Annotated in this window: 15 protein-coding genes; 6 read left to right on the top strand and 9 right to left on the bottom strand. The window is 72.8% G+C overall.

The window, feature by feature from the left end; all coding sequences use genetic code 11:
* The first annotated feature begins 19 nt into the window (after positions 1-19).
* Entirely contained in the window at positions 20-361 is a 342-nt protein-coding gene (locus tag AC2H4J_RS05355; RefSeq protein WP_487463810.1) for a UBP-type zinc finger domain-containing protein, read from the top strand.
* Between the two features lie 130 nt (positions 362-491).
* Here the strand turns inward: AC2H4J_RS05355 and AC2H4J_RS05350 are convergent, their stop codons facing one another.
* The gene (locus AC2H4J_RS05350; RefSeq protein ID WP_487463809.1) at positions 492-1,916 is read right to left on the bottom strand and encodes an NADP-dependent succinic semialdehyde dehydrogenase; all 1,425 of its coding nucleotides are present in this window, start codon (positions 1,914-1,916) and stop codon (positions 492-494) included.
* 106 nt (positions 1,917-2,022) lie between these two features.
* Between AC2H4J_RS05350 and AC2H4J_RS05345 the strand changes: the two genes are divergently transcribed.
* The 4 genes from AC2H4J_RS05345 to AC2H4J_RS05330 all read left to right on the top strand — a co-directional run bounded on the left by AC2H4J_RS05345 (position 2,023) and on the right by AC2H4J_RS05330 (position 6,074).
* Positions 2,023-3,507 carry an amino acid permease gene (locus AC2H4J_RS05345; RefSeq protein WP_487463808.1) on the top strand — a complete coding sequence of 495 codons (1,485 nt, stop codon included), beginning with the start codon at positions 2,023-2,025 and terminating at the stop codon, positions 3,505-3,507.
* An 80-nt stretch (positions 3,508-3,587) separates the two neighbouring features.
* The gene (locus AC2H4J_RS05340; RefSeq protein ID WP_487463807.1) at positions 3,588-4,559 is read left to right on the top strand and encodes an anti-sigma factor RsbA family regulatory protein; all 972 of its coding nucleotides are present in this window, start codon (positions 3,588-3,590) and stop codon (positions 4,557-4,559) included.
* A gap of 94 nt (positions 4,560-4,653) precedes the next feature.
* Entirely contained in the window at positions 4,654-5,421 is a 768-nt protein-coding gene (locus AC2H4J_RS05335) for a CoA transferase subunit A (RefSeq protein ID WP_487463806.1), read from the top strand.
* Positions 5,418-6,074 (top strand): CoA transferase subunit B, encoded by a 657-nt coding sequence (locus AC2H4J_RS05330; protein WP_487463805.1) that lies wholly within the window; start codon positions 5,418-5,420, stop codon positions 6,072-6,074. Before AC2H4J_RS05335 ends, AC2H4J_RS05330 begins: the two co-directional genes overlap by 4 nt.
* A 69-nt stretch (positions 6,075-6,143) precedes the next feature.
* On the opposite strand, the gene AC2H4J_RS05325 is transcribed toward AC2H4J_RS05330, so the two are convergent.
* The 3 genes from AC2H4J_RS05325 to AC2H4J_RS05315 all read right to left on the bottom strand — a co-directional run bounded on the left by AC2H4J_RS05325 (position 6,144) and on the right by AC2H4J_RS05315 (position 9,350).
* A complete protein-coding gene (locus AC2H4J_RS05325) occupies positions 6,144-7,022 on the bottom strand; it encodes a type IV toxin-antitoxin system AbiEi family antitoxin (RefSeq protein ID WP_487463804.1) in 879 nt (292 codons plus the stop codon).
* A gap of 109 nt (positions 7,023-7,131) precedes the next feature.
* A complete protein-coding gene (locus AC2H4J_RS05320; protein ID WP_487463803.1) occupies positions 7,132-8,343 on the bottom strand; it encodes a cytochrome P450 in 1,212 nt (403 codons plus the stop codon).
* Between the two features lie 11 nt (positions 8,344-8,354).
* Positions 8,355-9,350 (bottom strand): PDR/VanB family oxidoreductase, encoded by a 996-nt coding sequence (locus AC2H4J_RS05315; protein ID WP_487463802.1) that lies wholly within the window; start codon positions 9,348-9,350, stop codon positions 8,355-8,357.
* A gap of 94 nt (positions 9,351-9,444) precedes the next feature.
* Here AC2H4J_RS05315 and AC2H4J_RS05310 point away from each other — a divergent pair, with 94 nt between their 5' ends.
* Positions 9,445-10,206 (top strand): IclR family transcriptional regulator, encoded by a 762-nt coding sequence (locus tag AC2H4J_RS05310; RefSeq protein WP_487463801.1) that lies wholly within the window; start codon positions 9,445-9,447, stop codon positions 10,204-10,206.
* Between the two features lie 3 nt (positions 10,207-10,209).
* Here AC2H4J_RS05310 and AC2H4J_RS05305 read toward each other — a convergent pair whose 3' ends face one another.
* The 5 genes from AC2H4J_RS05305 to AC2H4J_RS05285 are packed head-to-tail and all read right to left on the bottom strand — an operon-like array spanning position 10,210 to position 16,665.
* Entirely contained in the window at positions 10,210-11,808 is a 1,599-nt protein-coding gene (locus AC2H4J_RS05305) for a class I adenylate-forming enzyme family protein (RefSeq protein WP_487463800.1), read from the bottom strand.
* Between the two features lie 7 nt (positions 11,809-11,815).
* Positions 11,816-13,066, bottom strand: coding sequence for an ABC transporter substrate-binding protein (locus AC2H4J_RS05300; RefSeq protein ID WP_487463799.1), 1,251 nt, complete (start codon positions 13,064-13,066; stop codon positions 11,816-11,818).
* The gene (locus tag AC2H4J_RS05295; RefSeq protein WP_487463798.1) at positions 13,063-14,223 is read right to left on the bottom strand and encodes a branched-chain amino acid ABC transporter permease; all 1,161 of its coding nucleotides are present in this window, start codon (positions 14,221-14,223) and stop codon (positions 13,063-13,065) included. Before AC2H4J_RS05295 ends, AC2H4J_RS05300 begins: the two co-directional genes overlap by 4 nt.
* The gene (locus AC2H4J_RS05290; RefSeq protein WP_487463797.1) at positions 14,216-15,106 is read right to left on the bottom strand and encodes a branched-chain amino acid ABC transporter permease; all 891 of its coding nucleotides are present in this window, start codon (positions 15,104-15,106) and stop codon (positions 14,216-14,218) included. Before AC2H4J_RS05290 ends, AC2H4J_RS05295 begins: the two co-directional genes overlap by 8 nt.
* Positions 15,103-16,665 (bottom strand): ATP-binding cassette domain-containing protein, encoded by a 1,563-nt coding sequence (locus tag AC2H4J_RS05285; protein ID WP_487463796.1) that lies wholly within the window; start codon positions 16,663-16,665, stop codon positions 15,103-15,105. The genes AC2H4J_RS05290 and AC2H4J_RS05285 overlap by 4 nt, the downstream gene beginning before the upstream one ends.
* Positions 16,666-16,696: the final 31 nt, after the last annotated feature.

The raw sequence follows: 16,696 nt of genomic DNA, 5'->3' as shown, positions 1-16,696 counted from the left end.
TTCGAATCGGCGGTGGGCTGTGTCAGATCACATCGACCCGTCGGTGCCGCCCAGCGGCACCGGCTGCGCGGACTGCGAGGAGAGCGGCGGGTGGTGGTTCCACCTGCGTCGCTGCGCCCAGTGCGGGCACATCGGCTGCTGCGACTCCTCGCCCGCCCAGCACGCCCGGGCGCACGCGGCCACGGCCGGGCATCCGGTCATGCGCAGCTTCGAGCCGGGCGAGAGCTGGTTCTGGGACTTCAGGACCGAGCGGGACCTCCAGGGGCCCGAACTCGCCCCACCCGCCGCCCACCCGGTCGACCAGCCCGCACCCGGCCCCCGCGGGCGGGTGCCCGCCGACTGGCAACGCCACCTGCACTGAACGCGGCACGCCTCCGAGTCTGGTCGCGCCGCGGCCGGACCGGAAGGAGAAACACCCCGTCCTCCCCACCCTTCGCAAGCTCAGGGCGGGCCCCGGGACGGGGCGGCGAGGGGGGAAGGGCGGTCCCTTCTCATTCAGAGGCGGACCCCGCGGTGTCGCCCGCCGCCTGCTCGCTGCTCGGCGCGCCGATCCACACCGTCTTGGCGTTCATGAACTCGTGCATGCCCAGCTCGGTGAGCTCGCGGCCGTACCCGCTCTGCTTCACCCCGCCGAAGGGCAGATCGGGATAGCTGGTCGTCATGCCGTTGACGAACGCCATGCCCGAGGCGATGTCGCGGATGAACCGGGCCCGCTCGTCGGAGTCCTCGCTCCAGAGGTTGGAGCCGAGCCCGTACGGGTGGCTGTTGGCGATCTCGATGGCCTCGTCGAGGTCCTGCACGGTGAACAGCGCGGCCACCGGCCCGAAGACCTCCTCGGCGTAGAGGTCCATCTCCGGTGTGATCCCGGTGAGCAGGGTCGGCGGGTAGAACCAGCCCGGGCCGTCGGGTCGCTGCCCGCCGGTGACGACGGTCGCGCCCTTGTCGACGGCGTCCTGCACGTACTTCTCGACGTCCTCGCGGCCCTGCTCGGTGGCCAGCGGGCCGATCTGGGTGTCCGAGGCCATCGGGTCGCCGACCGTCAGCGCGGCCAGCTTCTCGGCGAACAGCCGGGTGAACTCCTCGGCGACGTCGGCATGCACGAAGAACCGCTTGGCCGAGATACAGCTCTGCCCGTTGTTCTGGCAGCGCGAGGTGACGGCGACCTCCGCCGCCTTCTCCAGGTGCGCCGACGGCATGACGATGAACGGGTCGCTGCCGCCGAGCTCCAGCACGGTCTTCTTCAGCGCGTCACCGGCGATGGAGGCCACCGACTGGCCCGCCGGGCCGCTGCCGGTCAGCGTCGCGGCGACCACCCGGTCGTCGCGCAGCACCCGCTCGATCGTGTCCGAGCCGACCAGCAGCGTCTGGAACACGTCGTCGGGGAAGCCGGCCTTGCGGAACAGCTCCTCCAGGTAGAGCGCGGTCTGCGGCACGTTGCTGGCGTGCTTGAGCAGGCCGACGTTGCCCGCCATGAGCGCCGGGGCGGCGAAGCGCATCGCCTGCCAGAGCGGGAAGTTCCACGGCATGATCGCCAGCACGACGCCCAGCGGCTGGTACTCCACGAAGGCCTCGGTGGCCCCGACGGCGTCGGCGTCGTAGGGACGGCGCTCCAGCAGCGACGGCCCCCGCTCGGCGTACCAGCGCAGCGCCTTCGCGCACTTGCCCACCTCCGCTTTCGCCGAGGCGAGGGTCTTGCCCATCTCGGTGGTCATCAGCTCGGCCACCGTGTCGGTGTCCTCGTCCAGCACGCGGGCGGCGGCCTCGAGCCAGCCGGCACGCTGCTCCGCCGTCGTCAGCCGGTACCGGGCCCAGGCCTGCGCGGCGCGCGCGATCTTGTCCTCGACCGCCGCCTCGCTGAGTGGCTCGTAGGTCTTCAGCGTCTCGCCGGTCGCCGGGTTGATGGTGGCGATGGCCATGGTGGTCTCCCGTCTGCCTGGATCTCTGCTCCCTCCCCTGCCCGCGCGACCGCCGCTGAAACGGTCCGGCGCGCGGGGCGGCCGGAGGACACCTAGCGTTCCCGTAGTGGAACTGTTCCGGACGAAGTCCGTGGAGAAGATCGGGGCGGACACCCAGGGCGAGGGCGATGCGATCGACCTAGGCCGACTGCGCCAGCACCTCAGCGCCCGGCATCTCGTGGCGTTCGGCATCGGGGTGGTGATCGGCACCGGCATCTTCACGCTCACCGGCATCGAGGCGAAGAACGTGGCCGGGCCGGCCGTCGTGATCTCCTTCGTCATCGCCGGCGTCGTCGCCGTGCTGGCTGCCCTCTGCTACGCCGAGCTCGCCTCCAGCGTGCCGACGGCGGGCAGTGCCTACTCCTACGCCTACGCCACCGTGGGTGAGCTGGTCGCCTGGATCATCGGCTGGGACCTGTTCCTCGAGTTCGCGCTGGGCGCCGCCGTCGTGGCCCGCGGCTGGTCGGGATACGTCGGCAACCTGCTCCAGCTGCCGGCATGGCTGTTCGGCGAGGCCGCGGCGGTCAACGTCGGGGCCGTCCTGATCGTCGTCGTCCTCACCGTGATCGCCGTCCTGGGCATCCGCGAGTCGGCCCGGGTGACCGGCGCCCTGGTCATCGTCAAGGTGGCGATCTGCGTGTTCGTGATCGTGGCCGGCGCATGGTTCGTCACGGGCGCCAACCTCACGCCGTTCGTGCCCCCGGGGACGTCGGCCGAGACCGGCGGCGGGCTCGCCCAGCCCCTGATCGGTGTCATCGCCGGGATCGAGCCGGCCGCGTTCGGCATCGGCGGGATCCTCACCGCGGCCGCCGTCGTCTTCTTCTCCTACACCGGGTTCGAGGCGGTCGCGAACCTGTCCGAGGAGACCCGCCGTCCGGGCCGCGACCTGCCGCTCGGGCTGCTCGGCACGTTGGCGCTGTCGACGGTGCTCTACGTGGGCGTCTCGTTCGTGGTCGTCGGGATGGTGAAGTACACCCATATCGACGAGGGCGCCCCCATCGCCGACGCGTTCGACCAGGTCGGCCTCGGGTGGGCCTCGGCGCTGGTCTCCCTCGCGGCGGTGGCGGGGCTGACGTCGGTGATCCTGGTCGACCTCGTCACGGTCAGCCGGATCGGCTTCGCGATGGGCCGCGACGGCCTGCTGCCGCCCGCCGTCGCCAAGGTGAGTCCGCGGACCGGCACTCCGGTGCGGATGACGTTGGCGTACGCGGCCGTCGTCCTGGCCATGGCCGCCTTCGTCCCGCTGACCGCGCTCGCCGACCTGGTGAGCATCGGCACGCTGTTCGCGTTCGTGCTCGTGTCGGCCGCCGTGCCCGTGCTGCGCCGCACCCGCCCGGAGCTGCGACGTCCGTTCCGGGTGCCGTTCTCCCCGGTCGTGCCGATCCTGTCGGCGGTGGCCTGCCTGTACCTCATGGCGAACCTCAGCGTGGAGACGTGGATCCGCTTCCTCGCGTGGATGGCCATCGGTTTGGTGGTCTACGCGGGCTACGGCTACCGGCACTCGCGGGTGCGGGCCGACGCCACGGCGGACCGGACGCCGGTCGCCGGCTGACCGTCCATCCGGCCGGTCGGGCGCGCACGACCTACGGTGAGGGCGAACGACGTCAGGATCGGACGGAGACGGAGCACGTGGTGGGCCAGTGGCCGGACGACCGTGCCGTGCCGGACGGCCGCCGGCGCTACCGCCACGACGCGCTGCTCTTCGACTCCTCCGACCAGTTGGCGCAGGTCGCCGTCCCCTTCCTGACCGAGGGTCTGGCGGCCGGTGACAGCGCCGTCGTGGCGACGAGCGCGCCCACCGCCGAGCTGCTCCGCGAGGCGGTCGGTGGCGACCCCCGGGTGCACGTGCTCGACCGCGGTGAGGTCTACCGCGCCCGTACCCCGGCCGCGATCACGACGTTCCGGCGGCTCGCGGAACAGCAGACCGCCGCCGGCGCCGGCCGGGTGCGGGTCCTCGGCGAGGTGGACTTCGGCCCGACCGAGCGGGACTGGCTGGAATGGCAGCGCTACGAGGCGGTCATCAACCAGGCCCTGGCTGGCTGGCCGCTGTGGGGACTGTGCATGTTCGACACCCAGCGGCTGCCCGGGCCGTTGCTGGACGCGGCGCGGCGCACGCACTCCCGCCTCGCGACCCCCCGGGGGTCCGAGGCCAACCCGCGGTTCACCGACCCGGCCGAGTACCTGCGCGGCCTGCCGGTGCCCGAGGAGCCGCTCGAGGCGACGGTCCCCCGGCTGCACGCCTCGCACGTCGCCGACTTCGCTTCGCTGCGGCGGGCCCTCGCCGCTGAGCTCGCCACCGTGCCGGCCGACGAGGAACTCCTGCAGGACTTCCTGCTCGCCGTGGACGAGATGACGTCGAACGCCCTGCGGCACGGTGGCCGGCCGGTCGACCTGCGGCTGTGGATCGGCTCCGACCGCGTCGTCTGCACGATCGGCGACCACGGCACCGGGTGGGACGACCCCTTCGCCGGCTACGGGCCGGCGCACGGCGACGACCTCTCCCAGGGGGGCATGGGGCTGTGGCTCGCCCGCCAGCTCTGCGACCACGTCGACATCACCACCGGTCCGGACGGGGCGCTGGTGCGACTGACGATCATCATCTGAACACCGCTGCTTCCGGCCAGTGGTGCCCGGGCGTGGGGCCCGCGCCCCGGGCCAGGAATACTGGGGAATCACAGTTCCGACCGATGGGAGCACGATGGACAAGGTCCTGGCGTCCACCGAGGAGGCCGTCGCCGACATCGCCGACGGCAGCGTCCTCGCCGTCGGGGGCTTCGGCCTCTGCGGCGTCCCGATCGCACTGATCGACGCGCTGCTGGCGCAGGGCGCCCACGACCTCACCACGATCTCGAACAACTGCGGCGTCGACGACCAGGCCCTGGGTGTCCTGCTGTACGCCGGCCGGATCCGCAAGACGATCAGCTCGTTCGTCGGGGGCAACAAGGAGCTGGCGCGCCTGTACCTGACCGGCCAGATGGAGGTCGAGCTGACCCCGCAGGGCACGCTCGCCGAGCGGCTGCGCGCGGGTGGCGCGGGCGTCCCGGCCTTCTACACGCCCACCGGCGTGGGGACGCTCGTGGCGGACGGCGGCATCCCGATCCGGTACGACGCCGACGGGAACGTCGTCGAGACCAGCAGGCCCAAGGAGGTGCGCGAGTTCGACGGCCGGCAGTACGTCCTCGAGACGGCGCTGACCGCCGACTACGCACTGGTCCGCGCGGCGGTCGGCGACCGGCACGGCAACCTGGTCTTCCACGAGTCCGCGCGCAACTTCAACCCCCTGGCCGGCATGGCCGGCCGGATCACCATCGCGGAGGTCGAGCAGCTGGTCGAGCCCGGCGAGATCACGCCCGAGGACGTGCACCTGCCCGGCGTTTTCGTGTCCCGGGTCGTCGAGGTCGGCACCGAGGGCAAGAAGATCGAGTTCCGCACCACCCGGCCGCGTTCGGAGGCGACCCCCGCATGACCCTCACCCGCAACGAGCTGGCAGCCCGCGCCGCGCAGGAGCTGGAGGACGGGCAGTACGTCAACCTGGGCATCGGCATGCCGACACTGGTGCCGAACTACGTGCCCGACGGCGTCCACGTGGTCCTGCACAGCGAGAACGGGATCCTCGGCGTCGGCCCTTACCCCTTCGAGGGCGAGGAGGACGCCGACCTGATCAACGCCGGCAAGGAGACGGTGACGATCCTGCCCGGCGCGAGCTTCTTCGACTCGTCGCTGTCCTTCGGCATGATCCGCGGCGGCCACCTGGACCTCGCGATCCTCGGCGCCATGCAGGTGAACGTCCGCGGCGACCTGGCCAACTGGCTGATCCCGGGCAAGATGGTCAACGGCATGGGCGGCGCGATGGACCTGGTCCAGGGCGCGAAGCGGGTGATCGTGATGATGGAGCACGTCGCCCGCGACGGGTCGGCGAAGGTCGTCGAGGAGTGCACCCTGCCGCTCACCGGCAAGGCGTGCGTCGACCGGATCATCACCGACCTGGCCGTCATCGACGTCACCGGTGACGGACTCGCCCTCGTCGAGGTCGCACCCGGCGTCAGCGTCGACGAGGTGATCGAGAAGACCGCCGCGCCGCTGAAGGTCGCCGGCGAGATCCCCGCCATGGCCCTCTAGGCCCCTCGCAGACGTCGACTGTCGGGTTGCGGTCGCCTCAGCCGGCCTGAGACGACCGCAACTCGACAGTCAGCGCGCCAGCGCGGCGGCGACACGGGTGACGATCCGGTCCGGGTCTCGCATGTCCGCCGCCGTCACGAAGACGACCGTCCAGCCGGCGGCCGTGAGTCGGTTCAAGCGGCGCCGGTCCGCGTCGACCTGCTGCGGGGTCTCGCCGTGCCACCTGCCCTCGTACTCGACGGCCACCTTGGCCTCGGGCCACCCGAAATCCACGCGGGCTATCCGACCGGTGTGGTCGCGGACGACGAACTGGGCGACAGGCCTCGGTAGCGAGGAACGGTGCAGCAGCAGCCGCAGTCGGGTCTCCGGTGGTGACGCCGCCAAACCGTCGGCGAGCTCGGTGGCCATCCGGGCCTGACGGCACCCCGGTCCCGATGCTCGGCCCGCCTCGGCGCGCACCCGCTCCAGGCTCGTGACCTTCGCATCGATCAGGCGGTCGAGGAGGACGACGGCCTCGTCGAGCGGCCCTCGCCGCGCCAGGTCGACCGCCGTCACCTCCGGCGTCGTCGTGCGCGTACCTCGACGGACGGTGACCGCAGCCGGCTCCAGGGCGCGACGCCGAACGGTGATCCCGGGAACGCGGCACACGTTCGTTCCCGGCGGCACGGTGAGCTCGACGTCGTCGTCCCGCTCGGCCACGGGCAGGCCCCAGAGAACGGCGGAGCTGCGACCACTCACCACCGCTCCGGGGACGAGGAGCCCGGCCGCCGCCACCGCCCGCAGTTCATGGGTGACGGTCAGGCGGGCGCAGGCATAGACGTCGCGGAAGAGCCGCTGCCAGGCCCGGCTCCGCAGCTCGGCGGGCGAGAGCATCCCCGCGGCAACGACCGCGGAACCGCGGAACGCCTTACCGCGGAGTTCTGCGGGGCGACGGGGGCTGAGGGGCACCGCGGAATCGTGGCCGATCTGCGCGGCGGCCCGCGTCGTCGTCCACAGGCGGCTTCGACTGTCGACTTGTCGTCGTCTCAGCGCGGTCGAGAAGACGACAAGTCGACACTCAGGCGGGCTCGACCCGGACCGGGATGCTCTCCCAGGCCCGCAGGGTGTTGTTGTGGTGCCGCTTCGTCGGGCCCGCGAGCTCGATGCGGCGCACCCGCCGGGCGAGCGCGGTGAGCAGCGCCTCGGCCTCCAGCCGGGCGACGTGCTGCCCGGCGCACTGGTGGATGCCCATGCCGAAGCCCACGTGGCCCGACGGGTCGCGGGACAGGTCGAAGCTGTCGGGGTCGTCCCAGCGCCGGGGGTCGCGGTTGGCCGCGGCGAGGAACATCAGGATCTTCTTGCCCTCGGGCACGACGTGGTCGCCCACGCGGACGTCGACGGTCGCCGTCCGGAAGAAGGTCTGCACCGGCGACTCCCACCGCACCGCCTCGTCGAAGGCGACCCGGGCGAGCTCCGGCTGCTCGCGCAGCCGCTGCCACTGATCCGGGTTGGTGGCAAACGCGTAGAGGACCGCGGACAGGCCGTGCACCGTGGTGTCGACACCCGCGGTGAGCAGCGACCGGACGATGAGCGGGGCCTGCTGGGCGGTGATGTCGCCGCGGTCGGACGCCGCCCAGATCTGCGCGCCGAAGCCGTCGTCGCTGAGCACGTCCCGCTCGCACTGGGCGTTGACCCAGGCCGAGATCTCGGCGACCCGTGGCGCGCCCTTGGCCACCAGGTCGTTGCTCGGCCCGAACGCGTTGAAGGCGTGGTCGCCGTAGGGCAGCAGGTTCTCCCGGCCGGCCTGCGGGATGCCGACGGCGTCGGGGAACACCCGCAAGGGGAACACCCCCGTCAGCGCGCCGACCGCCTCGAACTCGCGCCCGCCGGACAGGACCTCGTCGACGAGCGACTCGGCATCGGCGGCCCAGCCCTCGCGCAACCGGTGGAGGGCCCGGGGGCCCAACACCTTGGTCAGCACGCGCCGGGGGGCGTCGTGCCGCGGGGGGTCCGCCTCGAGCAGCAGGCTCGGCGGGCGCCAGGGCTTCTCCTTGCCGAAGTGCGACATCCCCACCCCGGACTTGGACTCGAAGACCTGCCAGTTGACCAGCGCCGCGTGCACCTGCTCGTAGCGGGCGAAGGCGTAGAGGTCGTACGTGCTGAGGTACACGACCGGGCCCGCCTCGCGCAGCGCGGCGTGCATCGGCAGCGGGTCCTCGAGCACCTCGTGGCTGAAGGGGTCGACGTCGTCCGTCGGGAGGGCGGTGCCGGAGTCCAGGGTGGCGGTCACAGGTCTGCCTTTCAGAGGTCGAGGACGAGGCGATCGCTGCGCGCGCGGGACACGCAGATGAACATGCAGTCGTTGGCCAGGCGTTCGTCGTCGTCCAGAAGCGCGTCCCGGTGGTCGGGCACGCCCTTCAGGACCGTCGTCTCGCAGGTACCGCAGATGCCCTGCCGGCAGGAGGACAGGACGTCGACGCCGGCCGCGCCGACCGCCTCGAGGACGGTCGTGTCCGGCGTCACGGTCACGGTCGCGCCGGTGCGGGCGAGCTCCACCTCGAACGACGACGTGCGGACCGGCCCGCCCAGCTCCTCCCCCACGAACCGCTCGGTGCGCAGCGTGTGGGCAGGCCATCCGGCGCAGGCCGTCTCCATCCCCGCGAGCAGCGCGGCCGGGCCACAGGCGTAGATCGCCACCCCGGACCGGGGACTGCCGAGGAAGCCCGGCAGGTGGTGTCGCAGGCCGAGCTCGTCCCGGGACACCACCTGGACGCGGTCGCCGTAGCCGGCCAGCTCGTCGAGGAAGGCCATCGACGTCCGGGTGCGGCCGCCGTAGAGCAGCCGCCAGTCGGCGCCGAGGAGCTCGGCCTGGCGCACCATCGGCACGAGCGGGGTGATGCCGATGCCCCCGGCGACGAAGAGGTACTCCTCCGACGGCACCATCGCGAAGTTGTTCCGCGGGCCGCCGACGCCCACCAGGTCACCGACCTCCAGCTCGTCGTGCACGTAGGCCGAGCCGCCCCGGCCCGACTGCTCGCGCAGGACGCCCACGCGGTACGTGAACGGATCCCAGCGGTCGCCGCAGAGCGAGTACTGGCGGGTCATGCCGTTGGGGAGCACCAGGTCGATGTGCGACCCGGGAGACCAGTCCCGCAGCCGGAGCCCCTGCGGGGAGGCCAGCTCCAGGGTCAGCACGTCGCCGGCCACCAGCGTCTTGCCGGTGACGCGCAGCGTGGCGACGTCCGCGGACACGGCGCCCTTCTCGGTGCCGATCACCCCGGTGAGTGTGTGGATCACGCGACCTCCTCGTCGTCCTGGCCAGCGTGGCGTCCGTCACCCGCCGTGGCGAAGCACCCTCTCAATGGATGAGACGACGTGTCAGACTGTGCTCGTGCCGCGTACCGCTACCGGGGAGTCGTCGATCGCCCGCGCGGTGCGCATCTTCGCCGCGTTCACGCCGGACGACCCGGTCCTGCAGGTCTCCGAGATCGCCCGGCGCGCCGGTCTGCACGTGGCCACCGCCTCGCGGCTCGTCGCCGAACTGACGTCCCACGGGCTGCTGGAGCGGGGCCCCGAGCGGGAGGTCCGGGTCGGCGTCCGGATGTGGGAGCTCGCCTCCCGGGCCTCCCCCACGCTGTCCCTGCGCGACGCCGCGATGCCCTACCTGGAGGACGTGCACGCCGTCGTCGGCCACCACGCCCAGCTGGGGGTGCTCGACGGCGACGACGTCCTCTTCGTCGAGCGCCTCTCGGCCCGCGACGCGGTCATCAACTACTCCCGCGTCGCGGGCCGGCTCGCGCCGCACGGATCCTCGTCCGGACACGTCCTGCTGGCCTTCGGGCCGCCCGAGCTCCAGGACCGGGTCCTCGCCGGACCACTGGAGCGGTACACCGACCGGACGCTGACGACGCCGGCCGCCCTGCAGGCCGCGCTCGCCGAGACGCGGCGCCGGGGCTACGCCGTGCTCCCGGGTCACGTCCACGCGGAGGCCACCGGGGTGGCGGTCCCGATCCGCAACGCCTTCAACGACGTGGTCGCCGCGCTGTCGGTGATCGTCCCCAACGACGGTCGTGCACAGACCCACGTGCCCGTCCTCCTGGCGGCCGCCCGGGGCATCACCCGCACGCTGTCCGGAACGCATCCGCCGGTGTGACGGTCAGTCGGCCCGCGGCGGAGCGTCCTCGGCCGCCAGCCGGCGCAGTTCGGCGCGCTGCACCTTCGCCGAGGCGGTCATCGGCAGGTCGTCCACGACGCGCCACAGCCGCGGCACCTTGAACGGGGACAGCCCGTTCCGGCAGAACTCGGTCAGCGCCCCGGGGTCGGGCTCACGCCCCGGCGCCGGGACGACGAACGCCACCACGAGCTCGCCCCAGCGCTCGTCGGGCACACCGACCACGGCGGCCCGGTCGACGTCCGGATGCGCGACGAGGAGCTCCTCCACCTCCACCGGTGAGACGTTCTCGCCGCCTGTCTTGATCATGTCCTTGAGCCGGCCGACCACCCGGCAGGCTCCGTCGTCGTCCATCTCGGCGAGGTCGCCGGTGTGCAGCCAGCCGTGGGCGTCGATGGCCGCGGCGGTCGCGACCGGGTCGTCGAGGTACCCGCGGGTGATGCGGGCGCCGCGCACCCACAGCTCACCCGGCACGCCGGGGGGTACGGCCGCGCCGTCCGGCCCGGCGATCCGCACATCGGTGCCGGCCAGCGGCGCCCCGACGGTCTCCCGGCGGACCCGGTCGGGGTCGGTCGGCGAGGTCTGCAGCACGGCACCGCAGGTCTCGGTCATGCCGAAGGTGATCGACAGCCGCGCACCGAACAGCGTCTCGACGCGGTCGACGAAGGACGGGGTGACCGTCATGCCACCGGTGAAGAGCACCTGCAGGGCCGAGACGTCGGTGCCCGCCAGCGCGGGAGACGCGGCGAGCAGGTCGAGCAGCGTCGGCGCGGCCGACAGCAGGGTGACCCGGCGGTCGGCCAGGGCCCGCAGCACCGGTTCCGGCGCGAACGGGAGGACGACGTGCTCCGCTCGTGCCCAGAGCGCCCCGACCACGCCCAGCACGTTGCCCGCGGTGTGGAACAGCGGCATCGGGTTCAGCCAGACCCGCCCCGCCGTCGGGCCGAGGCGCTCGGCGAAGGCCCGGCCGGTGGCGACCATCCCGGCGTGGGTGATCTGCACGCCCTTGGCGCGCCCGGTGGTGCCCGAGGTGAATTGGACCTGCGCCAGGCTCTGCGGATCCACCACGGGCAGGTCGGACGGCGGCCCGAGCTCGATCGCCGTCCGCCGGTCGTCGCCGCACCGCCGGATCTCCACCAGATCCGGCAACCGCTCGGCGGCCTCGGCGGCGAGGTCGGCGACCGGGTTCCCGGCGACGTCCTCGGCCGCGTACAGGCAGACGGCGCGCGACAACCGCAGCGCGTGCTCCAGCTCCGGCGGCCGCGACCGGGGGTTGATCGGCACGAGGGTCATCCCGGCCAGCGCGACGCCCAGCTGGAGCAGGACGGCCTCGGGACCGTTGCCGAGGCAGGTCGCGATCCGCGCCCCAGGCGCCCACCGCCCCAGCAGGCCGGCCGCCACCCCGTGCGCGTCCGCCAGCAGCTGCGCCGCCGTCCAGGTCTCCCCGGTCGCCGGCGTGCAGAGCAGCAGGTCGTCCGGGCCCTCCTGGGCGGCGCGGTGGAGGACGTCTCCGAGGACGCCCTCCACCGCACCGGGGGCCGGAGCGACCAGCAGTTCACTGCGCTCCAGGGCCACGTGATCCACCGGAGGCTCAGCCGAACGTGTAGCTCTTGGCGCTGGGACCCTCGATCGTGTCCAGCAGCTTGAGCCCGGCGTCGGTCCCGGCGTCGACCTTGGAGATGAAGACCTTCCGGGTCGGCGACTCGCCCTTCTTCGTGAAGTCCAGGCCGTCGGGGAAGACGCCGTCGGTGTTCACGTCGGACGCCTTGCTCAGCGCGGAGACGACGCCCTCGGGAGTGAGGTCGCCGCTGTCGCATGCGTCCTGGAGCGCGGTCTTCAGCAGCTCGGCCTGACCGTAGGCGAGCGGGACCTCCCAGCCGATGGCTCCCTTCGGGTCCGCCTTCGCGTACATCTCCTCGGCGGCCTTCACGCCGGGCGCGTCGGTCGCGTAGGGGGCGACGCTGGTGATGCTGTAGGTGTTCGCCTCCAGCGCAGCGGCGGCGGGCGTCTTCAGGAGCGCCGGGTTGAACGTCGGGTTCATGCCGATGATCGGCACGTCGGCCCCCTGGGCGGAGAGGACGCCGGCCAGCGACGCGAGCTGCCCGGGGGCGGCGCCGAGGATGACGGCCTTCACGCCGGCCTGCACCAGCGCCGAGGCCTGCGCGGAGAGGTCGGTGACCGCGGGGGTGATCTCCTGCGGGACGACGTCCAGTCCGCGCTTGCCGGCCGCGTACTTGGCGCCGGCGAGGGCGTCGCTGCCGTAGTCGCCGGTGAAGTACACGACGCCGACCTTGTCGCCCTTGGCCAGGCCGAGCTCGTCGACGAGGTAGTCGATGGCGTTGGCGCCCTCGATGCTGTAGCTGGCACCGGGGAGCTGGTTGTTCTCGTACTGCAGCGCCGAGCTGGCCCAGCCCACCCCGCCGACGTACAGGCTGTCCTGCTGCGCCAGCGGAAGGACAGCGGCGCTCGTCGGGCCGCCCAGGACCTGCTGCAGGGCGACGATGTTCGGGGACATGCTGCGGTACAGCGAGACGGCCTTCTGCGGGTCGTACCCGTGGTCCTGCACCTGCATCTTGACGTCGCGGGAGCAGATGCCGCCGTCGGAGTTGACCTTGTCCCAGTAGGCCTGGAACTCGGTGACCTGCACGGCCGCGCCGGCGGCGAAGGGGCCCGACAGGTCGGTCAGCACGCCGATGTTGATGTCGGAGTCGGTCACCCCGTTCCCGGTCTTGACGTCGCCGCCGCTACCCCCGCCGGAGGCCTCCGGCTTCGTGGTGGAACAGGCGGTGACCGCGAACAGACACGCGGCGGCGAGTGCCAGGGCGGGACGGGTCTTGCTCATCGAGCGGTCTCCTTAGACCTGGAGGGGCTGGGCCCGGCCGGATGACCGGGGTCCGTGTGGGGCGAGCTGGGAGGAGGCGTGTCGTCGGGGGCACCGGAGACGGCGCCCCCGCGACCGCGGGGGCGGAGCCGGCGGAACGCGCCGGCGAGGCCGCCGCGCAGGAAGAGGAGGACCGCGATGATCGCCAGGCCGTAGAGCAGCCGGGCTGCCGTCGCCGGGTCGAGCCCACCGGAGCCCGGGGAGGCGAGGAAGGGCAGCGCGCTGCTGTACTGGGTCAGCACCAGCGGCAGCGCGGTGACGAAGAGCGCGCCGACCACGGCGCCGCCCACCGAGCCCAGGCCGCCCAGCACGATCATCACGAGGAAGTCGACGGAGACGGTCAGCGTGAAGACGTCGGGGGCCAGCCGGCCGTAGGCGAGTGCGAGCAGCGCCCCGGCGAGCCCGGCGTAGCCCGAGGAGACGATGAACGCCGAGGCCTTGTGCCGGGCGACGGCGATGCCCATGGCCGCCGCCGCGGTCTCGCTGTCGCGGACGTTCGCCCACGCCCGCCCGACGCGGCTGGTGCGCAGGTTCCGCGCCAGCCAGCAGGCGAGCAGGGTGAGGACGAGGAACAGGTACCAGAGCCGGTGCAGGCCCTCGAACTCCACGCCGGCGACGGCGAGGTAGTCCGGGCTCCTGTTGCTGAAGCTGAACCCGCCGAGAGCGAAAGGCTCCACCGAGCGGCCGTTGAACCCCCCGGTCCAGCTGTCCAGGTTCAGCAGCAGGTGCCGGACGACGAAGACCAGTCCGAGGGTGGCCAGGCCCAGGTAGATGCCGCGCAGCCGGCTGGCGACCGGAGAGAACACGAACCCCACGAGCGCGGCCGCGGCGACGGCCAGCACGAGCCCGACGACGGCGGGCAGCCCCACGCCGGCGAGGGTGTCGGTCGGCTCCGAGGTGGCCCAGACGTAGACGTAGGCGCCGATGGCGGCGAAGGCGGCGTGGCCGAGCGAGAGCTGGCCGGCCACGCCGACGAGCAGGGTGAGCCCGACGGCACCGACGGCGGTCGCCATCACGAACAGGCCCAGCTGCAGCCAGAAGTCCTGGAGCACCAGAGGCAGCGCGAGCGCCACCACGAGCAGGCCGAGGACGCCGAGCCGGCGAGGGAGGTCAGACACGGACTGCCTCCTTGCTGCCGAGCAGACCCTGGGGCCGCACCAGCAGGACGATGATCATGACCACGTAGGGCGCGACCTCGCCGAAGCCGCTGCCGAGGAAGGCGAGGTGGCTCTCGTAGCCCACGGTGAGCGACGTGACGAGGCCGATGACCAGGCCGCCGATGACCGCCCCGGGCACCGAGTCGAAGCCACCGAGGACCCAGGCGGGGATGGCCAGGAACGCCGAGACGGCCACGGTCGGCGCGACCCCCGGCGCCGGGAACGAGGTGAGGAAGATGCCGGCGAGCGCGGCGAGCACTCCGGCCAGTGCCCAGCCGGTGGCGCCGGTGCGGGAGAGCCGGATACCCATGAGGGCGGCCGTCGGCCCGTCGGCCGCGGCCGCGCGCATCCCGATGCCCAGGCGGGTGCGGGCGAACAGGAACCAGAGACCGGCGAAGACCACCACGGCCAGTCCGGCCGCGAGCACCCGGCCGGCCGGGAGCGCGATGCCGCCGAAGTGGATGACGTCCGCGCCCCAGGGGGCGCCGAGCGGGAGCACCTGGTTGCCGATCCGGCGGGTCAGCTCGGTCAGCAGCACGATGTCGACGCCGAGCATGAGGATGGCCGCCGTGCCCGGGTTGGGGTCGGCGAGGTGGCGCACCAGCAGGGCGTTGATCAGCACGCCCACGACGGCGGCGCCGACGATGCCCACGAGGACCGCCGCCCAGAACCCGATGGTGGGCTGCGTCACGGCGACCAGGTACGCGCCGAGCAGCACGACCGAGCCGTGGGCGAAGTTGAGCACCCCGGTGGAGGTGAACACGATCGCGAAGCCGGCGGCGATGAGGCTCAGCACGAGCCCGTAGGACAGGCCGTTGAGCACCTGCGAGAGGAGGTAGCTCATGCGGCTGCCGCTCCCAGGTAGGCGCGGAGCACCTCGGGGTCGCGCTGGACCTCCGCGGGGGTGCCGTCGGCGATCTTCTTGCCGAAGTCGAGGACGGTCACCCGCTCGGCCAGGCCCATGACGAAGGGCATGTCGTGCTCGACGAGCAGGATCGACAGCCCGAGGTCCCGCCGGACCTGGCGGATCGTCTCGGCCATCTCCTGCGACTCGCCGTGCGTCATCCCGGCGACGGGCTCGTCGAGCAGCAGCAGCGACGGGCGGGCGGCCAGCGCGCGCCCCATCTCGACCCGCTTCCGGTCGCCGTAGGACAGCGTGTGCACGGGGGTGTGCAGCACGCGCGTCAGCCCCAGCATCTCGGCGATGTCCCGGACGGTCTCCCGGTGCTCCCGTTCCTCGCGTCGGGCACGCGGGGTGCGCAGGGCGCCGGTCACGACGCCGGAGCGCATCAGCCGGTGGCGGCCGACGAGCAGGTTGTCCTCGACGGTGTCCTCGAGGGCGAGGGAGATGTTCTGGAACGTGCGGGCCACCCCGAGCGCCGCGGTGCGGTGCGCGGGGAGGGCGGTGAGCTCGTCATCCCCGTACGTCACCCGACCCTCCGTGGCACGGTAGGCGCCCCCGAGGACGTTGATGCACGTCGACTTGCCCGCACCGTTGGGCCCGATCAGGGCGTGCACCGTGCCGGGCTCGACGGCGAACGAGACGCCGGCGAGCGCCGCGACGCCGCCGAAGCGCACGGTGAGGTTGTCGACCGCGAGCCGCTCGGGCGCCGAGGCGGTCGGGATCGCGGGTTCGCTGACGACCACGTCGACGGGACGGACCGGGACGGCGACGCCCAGATACCGCTCGCGGACGTCGTCGCTGGCCGCCAGCTCGTCGGCGGTGCCCGACGCCGTGACGCGGCCGACCTCGAGGACGTAGGCGGAGTCGGCGACCCTGAGGCCCATCACCGCGTTCTGCTCGATCAGCAGCACCGCGGTGCCTTGGGCGTTGATGGCGGTGACGATCTCGCCGATCTGGTCGACCAGGAGCGGCGCCAGGCCGAGGGAGGGCTCGTCGAGCAGCAGCAGCTGCGGTGCGGCCATCAGGGCCCGGCCCATCGCGAGCATCTGCTGCTGTCCGCCCGACAGCAGCCCGCCCGGCTGGTTGCGGCGCTCGGCGAGGATGGGGAACAGGTCGAAGACCCGGTCGCGGGCCTCGTTGCCGGCCTTCGCGTCGCGGACGGTGAACCCGCCGGCGCGGAGGTTCTCCTCGACGGTCAGGTCGCGGAACACCCGGCGTCCCTCGGGCACCTGCACGAGGCCACGCCGGACGACGGCCGAGGCGTCCAGTCCGGCCAGGTCCTCCCCCCGGTAGCGGATGGTGCCGCCGGTGACCGCGCCGCCGTAGTTGCCCAGTGCGCGAGAGACGGCACGCAGCAGCGAGGTCTTCCCGGCGCCGTTGGACCCGAGGACGGCGACCACCGACCCGGCCTGGACCTCCAGGGAGACGTCGCGCAGCGCCTGGACGGCGCCGTCGTAGGACACGTCGAGACCCTCGACGCTCAGCAGCGGTGATGACATCGGCGTCCTTCGGTGGCCGGACGGCAGACCC

The organism is Blastococcus sp. OS1-29, assembly GCF_057628075.1.
Note: the sequence above shows the minus strand (reverse complement) of the source record. Positions and strands in the feature narration are given on the sequence as shown.